Origin of the sequence: Streptomyces sp. NPDC002130, assembly GCF_040296465.1 — a bacterium.
GTDB lineage: Bacteria > Actinomycetota > Actinomycetes > Streptomycetales > Streptomycetaceae > Streptomyces.
Genome location: NZ_JBEOXI010000497.1, coordinates 1 through 2,923, shown reverse-complemented (window position 1 = coordinate 2,923; position 2,923 = coordinate 1). Strand labels below are relative to the sequence as shown.

The 2,923-nt window shown below is 68.5% G+C and carries 2 protein-coding genes and 3 pseudogenes; all 5 read right to left on the bottom strand.

Going from position 1 to position 2,923, the window contains the following annotated elements:
- Nucleotides 1-257 (bottom strand): annotated as a pseudogene (locus ABT116_RS41705) (ABC transporter substrate-binding protein); the annotation flags it as partial.
- 73 nt (nucleotides 258-330) lie between these two features.
- Nucleotides 331-492, bottom strand: a pseudogene (locus ABT116_RS41700) (transposase); the annotation flags it as partial.
- A gap of 255 nt (nucleotides 493-747) precedes the next feature.
- The gene (locus ABT116_RS41695) at nucleotides 748-1,482 is read right to left on the bottom strand and encodes an SDR family NAD(P)-dependent oxidoreductase (protein WP_351645562.1); all 735 of its coding nucleotides are present in this window, start codon (nucleotides 1,480-1,482) and stop codon (nucleotides 748-750) included.
- Nucleotides 1,483-1,554: 72 nt separating this feature from the next.
- Nucleotides 1,555-2,661: an alanine racemase gene (locus ABT116_RS41690; protein ID WP_351645559.1), complete on the bottom strand. Its 1,107-nt coding sequence runs from the start codon at nucleotides 2,659-2,661 to the stop codon at nucleotides 1,555-1,557.
- 122 nt (nucleotides 2,662-2,783) lie between these two features.
- Nucleotides 2,784-2,923: pseudogene (locus tag ABT116_RS41685) on the bottom strand (RidA family protein); the annotation flags it as partial.

The window sequence follows — 2,923 nt, the reverse complement described above, 5'->3', positions numbered from 1 at the left end:
GCATCGTCCAGGTTCAGCACCTTGACCTGGATGCCGGTCTCCTGGGTGAACGGCGTGTAGATCGCCTTCTGCAGCGCCGCGCCATAGGAACCGCCACTGTCACGGACGACCACCGTCTTGCCGCCCTTACCGCCACTGCCGGACGACACACGGCTGGTACCGGTGCCGCAGGCGGAGAGGGAGGGAAGAGCGGCGAGGGCGGCGAGGCCGCCTGCTCCGCGCAGGAGCGTTCTACGACCGATCTGGGCATTACTCATGGCAATACTCCTCATCTGGGGACGCGTGGGACCAGCTGTGCGGGGCTTTACCTCGCGGGTGCGGGGGGAGGGTGGGATGGTGCAGGGTGGCGAACGCGGTCAGAGCATCGGCTGCTTGCGTTGCCGATCGCCGCTTTGGGCGCGTGTTCGCCGTGAATCGAAGTCCCCGACGACCTTGTCGTCGGAGCAACGCCGGCCAGAAGACCGGGTGAGTGGCGGTGGGGAAGCTGGAGCCGTGGCAGGAGGTGACCCGCGGGTGGGGGCAGCCCTCACCGGAGCCGCAGCATGAGGGCTCTCGTGAGGGATGCAGCAGAGCCGGGCCTGCGGCTGAGGGACGGGCCGAGCAGTCCAGTCCTGACGACGTTGCTCATCAGGCAGCTTCGCGAGAGATGGCGTCGCTTCCCGGACACCCCTATGGACCGTCACCCCACGGGCGACGTCCTGGGCCCAGATCCTGAAGCTGGGGTTGCGGTGAACCCAGCAGGGGTGTTCAGGAAGCGGTGTACCCGCCGTCGACGGTCAGGACCGACCCTGTGACATACGACGACTCCGACGATGCGAAGAAGAGCACCGCGTCGGCGACCTCTTCAGGGGTGGCGAGGCGCTGGAGCGGGATTGTGCTCTCGCGCTGGCGGCGGTAGCCCTCGGGGTCGGGCCTGCGCTGGAATGCCGCTTCAATGATCGGGGTGGCGGTCAGGCCCGGAGCGACGACGTTGACACGGATATTGCGCGGGGCCCATTCGATCGCCGCGCCCTTGGCGAGCATGATGAGGCCCCCCTTGGCGGCGGAGTAAAGGACCTGCCCGGACATGCCGACCATGCCCAGCCGTGAACTGACGCAGACGAACGAGCCACCCGTCTCGGGCATCAGCGGCGCGAAGTGCTTCATCACCAGGAACGCGCTGAGCAGGTTGCTCTCGAGCACGTTCTTCGCGTCGTCGTAGGCCATCTCGGTGAGCGGACTGGTCGCCTGCAGGCCGTGGTTGAGGACGACGACGTCGATGGTGCCGAAGGCCTCGGCGGCCTGCTTGGCCAGGTGCTCGACGAACGCCTCGTCGTTGAGGTCTCCCGGAACGTACAGGTCGTCGGGCAGAGCGCTGTCGAGTCGCTCCTTGCGGCCGGTGAGCAGCAGCCGCGCGCCCTCGCGACGGAAGTGGGAACTCACTGCCTGTCCGATGCCACTGCTGGCGCCGGTCACCAGGGCCGTGACGTTGTTGAGTCTCATGTCAGGCACTCCTTTACGGGGGAGGTCGGTCAGGTTGCGGGCTGGGCCACGGGGTCTTGTCCCTGGAGCCGGTCAGTTGAGGAATCCGCGGGCGTCGACCGGCCAGCGCTGCAGCGACGTGCCCGTGCTGTCGGTGACAATCAGTTCCTCGAAACCGAGGACGACCGGGCACACGTGGTTCGGCACGACCGGTACGACGCTGCCCACACTGGGGCGGAACTCGCCGTCCGGCAGCGGAAGGAACCCGTGGTACTCGTTGACCTTGGACAGGACCGCCTTCGTGCCGGCGATGCCGCCGTAGCCGATCTCGGGGCCGCCTTCCTTGCTGAGAGCCTTGTTGCCCACATCGACGATGACCTGGCCGGGGACCCAGTCACTGACCACGGTGCCGGCGACGAACAGCGCGATCTGGTCCTCCGTGCAGGAGCCCAGCCGGGCGTTGTTCAGATCGCCGAAGACGTACTCGCCGGGACGGATCTCGGTGATCACGCCGCTGGTGGAGAACTCGAGGGTGGGAGTGGAGCCGGCGCTGACCACCTCAGCGGTGACCCCGACACCGGCCAGGCTGCGTACCGCGGTGGTGAGCGCGGCCTCCTGGTCCTGCGCGGCGCGCCGGCGAGCCTCCTGGCCGGTGCAGCCGTGACCGGGATAGGTGAAGACGCCCACCGGCACCAGACCGCGCTTGCGGGCGGCGAGCGCGAGATCGCCCGCGACCTCGGGCGGCGCCCCGGAACGACGGGCACCGCAGTCGACCTCGATCACGACCTGCAGCCGCTCGGGTTCGTCTCCCATCGCGTCGGCGAGGGCCTCGATCGCCGCGACGTTGTCGACGCCGACCCGCAGCCGGGCGGACTCGGCGAGCCGGCGGATCCGGGCTCGCTTCGTTCCCGCGGCCCAGATCGGGTAGGCGAGGAAGATGTCGTCGAACCCGGCCGCGGCGAAGACCTCGGCCTCACCGACGTTTCCGGCGGTGATCCCGACCGCGCCGGCCTCGATCTGGCGTCGCCCGATCTCCACGCACTTGTGCGTCTTGACGTGCGGCCTGACCTTGAGGTCGCGCTGGTCGGCGAAGCCCTGGATGCGGTCGATGTTGCCCTGCATGACGTCGACCAGCACGATCGGCGCGGGGGTGTCGATCCGCTCGACCAGAGCGTCGAGTGCTCGTTGCAGCCTGTTCACGCTGCCCCTCCTTGTGGTTCTGCCTGGAATGATCGAGGGGCGCGGGTGCTGACTCCCTCTGGATGCCGAACGCGTGCGCCCCGCTGTACCGCGCACTTGGGTACACCGGCGACGGGCCCGCCCTACACAGCGGTGCAGACCATCTGGATCTCCACCGGACTGTTGAGCGGCAGCCCGGCGACACCGATCGCGGTGCGGGCGTGCCGTCCGTTCTCACCCAGGACTTCGATGAGCAGTTCACTGGCCGCGTTGGCGACCTTCG